Origin of the sequence: Ilumatobacter sp., from assembly GCF_041688325.1 — a bacterium.
GTDB lineage: Bacteria > Actinomycetota > Acidimicrobiia > Acidimicrobiales > Ilumatobacteraceae > Ilumatobacter_A.
Genome location: NZ_JBDNIJ010000035.1, coordinates 1 through 5,162, shown reverse-complemented (window position 1 = coordinate 5,162; position 5,162 = coordinate 1). Strand labels below are relative to the sequence as shown.

At 61.8% G+C, this 5,162-nt stretch carries 6 protein-coding genes; all 6 read right to left on the bottom strand.

The window, feature by feature from the left end; all coding sequences use genetic code 11:
• Window positions 1-508: 508 nt before the first annotated feature.
• Entirely contained in the window at window positions 509-730 is a 222-nt protein-coding gene (locus ACH2EI_RS02420) for a hypothetical protein (RefSeq protein WP_395159057.1), read from the bottom strand.
• On the bottom strand, window positions 727-933 hold the full coding sequence (locus ACH2EI_RS02415; RefSeq protein WP_395159055.1) for a hypothetical protein: 207 nt from the start codon (window positions 931-933) through the stop codon (window positions 727-729). The genes ACH2EI_RS02420 and ACH2EI_RS02415 overlap by 4 nt, the downstream gene beginning before the upstream one ends.
• Window positions 934-1,218: 285 nt before the next feature.
• Window positions 1,219-3,474, bottom strand: a complete 2,256-nt coding sequence (locus ACH2EI_RS02410; RefSeq protein WP_395159054.1) for a bifunctional DNA primase/polymerase — start codon at window positions 3,472-3,474, stop codon at window positions 1,219-1,221.
• Window positions 3,475-3,532: 58 nt separating this feature from the next.
• The gene (locus ACH2EI_RS02405; protein WP_395159053.1) at window positions 3,533-4,306 is read right to left on the bottom strand and encodes a hypothetical protein; all 774 of its coding nucleotides are present in this window, start codon (window positions 4,304-4,306) and stop codon (window positions 3,533-3,535) included.
• Window positions 4,307-4,484: 178 nt separating this feature from the next.
• Entirely contained in the window at window positions 4,485-4,637 is a 153-nt protein-coding gene (locus ACH2EI_RS02400; protein ID WP_395159051.1) for a hypothetical protein, read from the bottom strand.
• A 35-nt stretch (window positions 4,638-4,672) separates the two neighbouring features.
• Entirely contained in the window at window positions 4,673-5,023 is a 351-nt protein-coding gene (locus ACH2EI_RS02395) for a WhiB family transcriptional regulator (RefSeq protein ID WP_395159059.1), read from the bottom strand.
• Window positions 5,024-5,162: the final 139 nt, after the last annotated feature.

Here is a 5,162-nt window from a genome sequence, read left to right as displayed (position 1 = left end):
GTCTGGTAGCTTTCTACGTCACGTTCTCCGCAGATACCGCAGCATGGCTTCGATTCCCGCCGTTCCATGCGGGCGAACGCGGCACCGCAGCCGAGGCAGAGTGTGCGGCCTGGTTCCCGGTGTAGGTCGCAGTTCGGGCCGCTGCATAGTGCGGAACTGTCGGCGGGGTCAAGTTTCGGCTGATTCGTTGACAGTGTGGCTCGGGCGACACGGGCGAGGTGGTCGAAGGCTTTGTTGACGCCTCCGAGCGCCAATGTGATTGATGCCCGACTGCGGCGGATGTGTTCGAGTCTCCCTGATGTTGCAATGTCTCCTGTGGCATCCTTGTGGCCCGTAGGCGGCTCAGGATCGTCTGAGGGCATCGTTGGTCCCCTCGATGGGTCACGGGGCACTGAGACGCCTTCGAGCGCTTCGGTTTCTTCGGCGTTGAGGTGACGTTCGATCGACTGCAAGGCCGTCACGGCTTTTGCGGCTCGGCGGAACATGTGCTCGGTGTCGGTGTGGATGCTCATGCTGCTGGCTCCTGGTGGTTGTGGGCGTCGATGAATTGGTCGCGGATGCGTTCGAGGGCTTCGTGTTCGTCGTGGTGGCGGTTGTGGCGGTGGTGTGCTGGCATCTCGAGCGTCAGGCTTAGGAGTTGGCCTCCGCACATTCCGCAGGCCACGGTGCCGAGCGGTGTAGGTTTCCCGTCGTGCCCGCTGCCTTCGCATGGGATTAAGTGCTCGGTCATTGTTCGCTCCTTCGCATCCATCGGGTGATTCGGTCAAACCTCGGGAACAGTGCTGGTGTGTGGCGCCATGCGGGGCGGTCTGGGAACTCCCACGGATGGGTTATTCGTCGGAGCCAGTCGTGGAAGGCTTTGTTGAACCTGGGACCGTCTTCGAGTGCCTCGACGCTGACCGGTATCCATGCGGCGATCTTGTAGACGCTCATGCTGCGTTCTCCTTCGGGTCGGTTTCGGTGGTTGGTGTGGTGGTGGTTGGGATGCTGCTCAGCGAACGATCGAACGTATGATCGTTGGAGTGTTGGAGACTCCAACGACTCCCCCCCCCTCTCGCTCGCTGATGTATCAGAAAAGTCCGGATACATACATACATAACTCCTGGTAGATGGATTCCGGGCAAAAGTGCGAGAAGGGGGGGTCCGTTGGAGTCTCCAACGTTGGAGTCTCCAACACTCCAACGAAAACACCTGATTTAATCGAACAGATCGAACACTTCATGCGACCTTCTTTGAGGGCGTGACGACCTCGCCGGTGACGGTGATCCAGCCCTCTTCGGTGGCGTGATCGAGCATCGAGTCGATGGTGGCAAGCTTCCGGTTTTTGGAGTCGATGGCGTGGCTGATTGCGCCGCGCGTTGCGAGTTCGCCGACCCTGTGGGCGCGCCTAGCGATCGACTTGGCGCCGCCGATGATGGCTCGACGTTCGGCCGCTGACTCGCTCGCCGACTGCTGGCGGATCATGGCGTCGGTGCGGGCAGCCTCGGACTGCTGCGCCTTGACGGTGGCTGTGGCAATCACCCACCCTCTAACGGCACCCGATGCGGCCATGATGACGCCCGCCAAGTGCCAGTCCTCGGCGTTGATATCAGCCCTTGAGTCGAGGATGGCGACGAGGGCAGCCACTTTGAGTCGTACGAGATCGGCGTGGCTGTCGAGCGCGTCAGGGACATATTCGCCCCTTGCGGACAGCAGTGCTCGTTGACGGACCTCGGCGACGACTTCGGGGGCGATCTCGATGTCGCTGCCCCCGGCGACGCTGTCGGGTGTTATGACGTGTAGGGCGCCTGGCCATTCCGGTGGTACGTCGGGGATGGTCGGGTCGGTGGCTGTTGCAAATACGAACCGTTGCGGGGTGCCACCTGCTGCGTCGGCGATGAGTTCGGAGGCGTATTCGAGTTGAAACCCGACCATGATCGACATTCGGTAGCTGTTGGGTTTGAGCACCCTGTACGTCTCGGCGGTGGCGTTGGACTGGCCGATCACCTCGCCCGACCATGCAGATCGGAGCGTGGGCAGCAGTGTGGCGCCCTTGCGGTTCCCCATTTCGGCGAGCGCTTGGCCTTCGTCTAGGTAGATGAATGCTCCCTTTTTGGTCTGCCGTTTGACCTTGCGGTTTTTGCCGTCCGGTTCCTCCTCGGTGACCATCTCGAAATAAAGCTCGGTGAGTCCTTCGCCGGACCCTGGCGGGACGTCGGCTACAACGTCCTTACGGTTGATCTCGGCAAGGTCGCGAGCTACGGACCCGGCAGACGACTTGCCGCCCCCACTACTTGCGACGACCCCACCGAGGAAGTTGAGCGATGCCCGTCCACCAACGATGGCGGGGAGTGCAACGTTGGGTGACACGATGGCTGATGTGCGTGCAAGAGTGAAGAGTAGAACGGCGTCTGCTGATCGGATGCGCGAGTGTGCTGCTTGGCGAATGTGTTGGAGTACCGGGCGTGCGTTCCAGAACTCTTCGGGCAGGTTGCGTCGGTCCCGTGGCGTGGCGTCGGTGATCTCGCCGGTTTCGGGGTCAACGTTGCCTGGTGGGCTGAGCGGCGTGAGGGCTGGCGGGGCGTTCTGCGCTTTGTGCTTTTCCACTTCCTTGCGGATCTCGGTGACGCGTGTCGTGTCGAGGGACGCTTGGGCGGTGGCCCATGCGATAGCCGCGCCGAACTCGTTGCCGTCGATTCGTCGGGGGTCGTCGATCACCCTGTTCCACCACGTTTCGAGAACGGCGATGGCATCGGTTGCGGCGTAGCAGTGGGCGGCGGCTTCACGCATGGCCCAGCACGCCATTTCGACGAGCGTGTCGTGTCGACTGCCGGTGTAGTTGTCGAGCCTGGTTTGCACGCCTCTGAGCCGTCCTGGGGCGCTGTACCCGTTGGCTGCGGCGATGAACGCCTGCACGGCTTGCGGTGCCGCTGCGGGGGCTGTGGGGCCCTTGACGGCTGCCAGTCCTTCGATCCACTTCCACGGTAGGTCGGGGAGGTCTTCGGGCGATGGTGGCGCGTCGAGCGTCTCGCCTGATACTTCGTCGATCCAGTGATAGGTGTCGCCTGTGTCTGGGTGGATCGAGGGGTGAATAACCATGTAGCGGTGGCCGGCCTGGATGGCTTCGATGGCGTCGGTGGGGTTGGCCTTGATCGTGGTGCCGACCGGGACGCGAAACATGGCGATACCGGAGCCGTCGCCTCGGCTAGTCGACCAGACGGTTTCGGGGAGGGTGCCGTATAACGCTTCGAGGTCGTCGACACTGCCACCCTTATACGCGTCTACGTCGATGCCGATGACGTCGGACGGAAGCCGTAGTGCGACGTTGCCGGTCCAGAGTCCTTGCGCTTCCCATTTGTCGATGTCTTCAACTGTCGGGTACTTGCCGTGGTAGCCGGTGTACCCGTCCGGTGGCGGGAACTTCTTGCCTGCCGGTAGTGGCAGTGGTGACCAACCATCGGAGTGTAGTGCGCGGACGATGGCGGTGGTGGTCACTTGCGAGCTCACTTTGCGGTCGTTTCGTAGGCGTGGGGCGTGACCTGTTCGGTGGCGCTCATGTCGGGGCCAACCTGAGGTTGGCTTGCTTCACGTGGGAGTGTAGTACGCGGACGGAGTCGTATCGGATTTCGGCGCATATATCGCAGCCGTCAAAGAATGTTGAAATGACTTCACCGATCCCATATGTGGGGTGGATGACAATCTGCCCATTTTTGATCGTGTCGTTAGTCAGGACGGCCGACTTGGAATGGCCCGGCAAGTTACTTGCATTGATCAGCCGGCGCTCGGCTGCCCTGCGAGGCGACTCAGAACCGTGCTGTATCTTTGGTGCGGGGAGTTCCTGAGGGGCGATGCCGTGGTTGTGGGCGACGTTGTACAGCGGGCTTTCAGCGACGATGGCATCGCGCTCCATCCGCTCGATGACGCTGCGGGTGCAGTGGGCGTGCTCGACTTTGATCGAGTCGACTTCGCGCCACCAGGTCTTGTCCTTCGAGTGCTCCATAAAGCGGCGTAGACCGCCGTTGGTGACGCCGACGTAGAGCAATCTTCCCGCAATGTCGTACATGCGGTACAGGTCGTGGAGCCTGCGGTCGTCGGTCGGGTCGGCTAAGCTAGCGGCCATCAGGGGCTTACTCCTCTGGTAGCGGGCGTGTTTCGCCGTTGGTGCTTCGTATTCGCCGGTGGCGAGTTGGCGGCGAAGATCGGCGATCTTTGCTCGTACCGCTGTCTTGTCCTTGCCGGTCCTTTCGTATCGCCGCCCATCGACCGTGACGAACATCGTCCACGTGCCTAGATCGTTTTTGAACAGTGCTCCGTCGCCGTAGGCCATCAGGGGCTTACTCCTCCGGTCACGACCGGGGCAGCGCAGACTGTCGCCCGGTCACTTTCGTATGTGACCGCCAACATACTGGCGGCAGGGTGTCGAAGGCGTGCGTGGTGGACACTTTCGGCGTCGGGGCCATGGTCGATGGTTGGGGCTGCGGCGATGTTGGCGGGGTCGGCCATACTCATAGTTGGATGCCTGTGATGTTGGCGATGGAGACGATGAGGTGTCGTTGTTGGCGTGGTTGGAGCGCCCATTCGGTAGCGCGAAACTCGGCTTCGATCCGGTCGGCTAGTGCGAACCGCTGTGGGCGCGTCATGTCTGTCGGGTCACTCATGCTGCTGCCTTCGTTTCTGTGTTGATGCGGGCCATCTATGCGGCCTCCTTCGTTGCTTTATGTTCTGCGACGGCGTCAGCGTGTGCCCTCGAACATTCGGGGCAAACTGGTAGTACGCCGTGCCGTCGATGGGCGTGATATCCGCCATCTGTGCCGTGTTTGATCGGCTTCCGTTGACTCGGCTTCACGTCCCGTCGTTGCCGTTCCTGTCGCCGCTCCCGTGAAGTCATGCCGCCCCAGATGCCGACTAAGCCCGGGTCCGCCAGCGCGTATTCCATGCACTCGGACCGGACCGGACATTCGACGCAAACGGCTTGTGCCTGTTTGCTTTGCTCGGCCGTGTCGGGCACCATGATGTCGAGGCCAACGCATTCGGCTTGTTCCATCCATGCGACGGGCTGCCACGGGTGCGACCGGTACCACTCGGCATCGTTCATAGTTGGATGCCTGCGATGTTGGCGATGGAGACGATGAGGTGTCGTTGTTGGCGTGGTTGGAGCGCCCATTCGGTAGCGCGAAACTCGG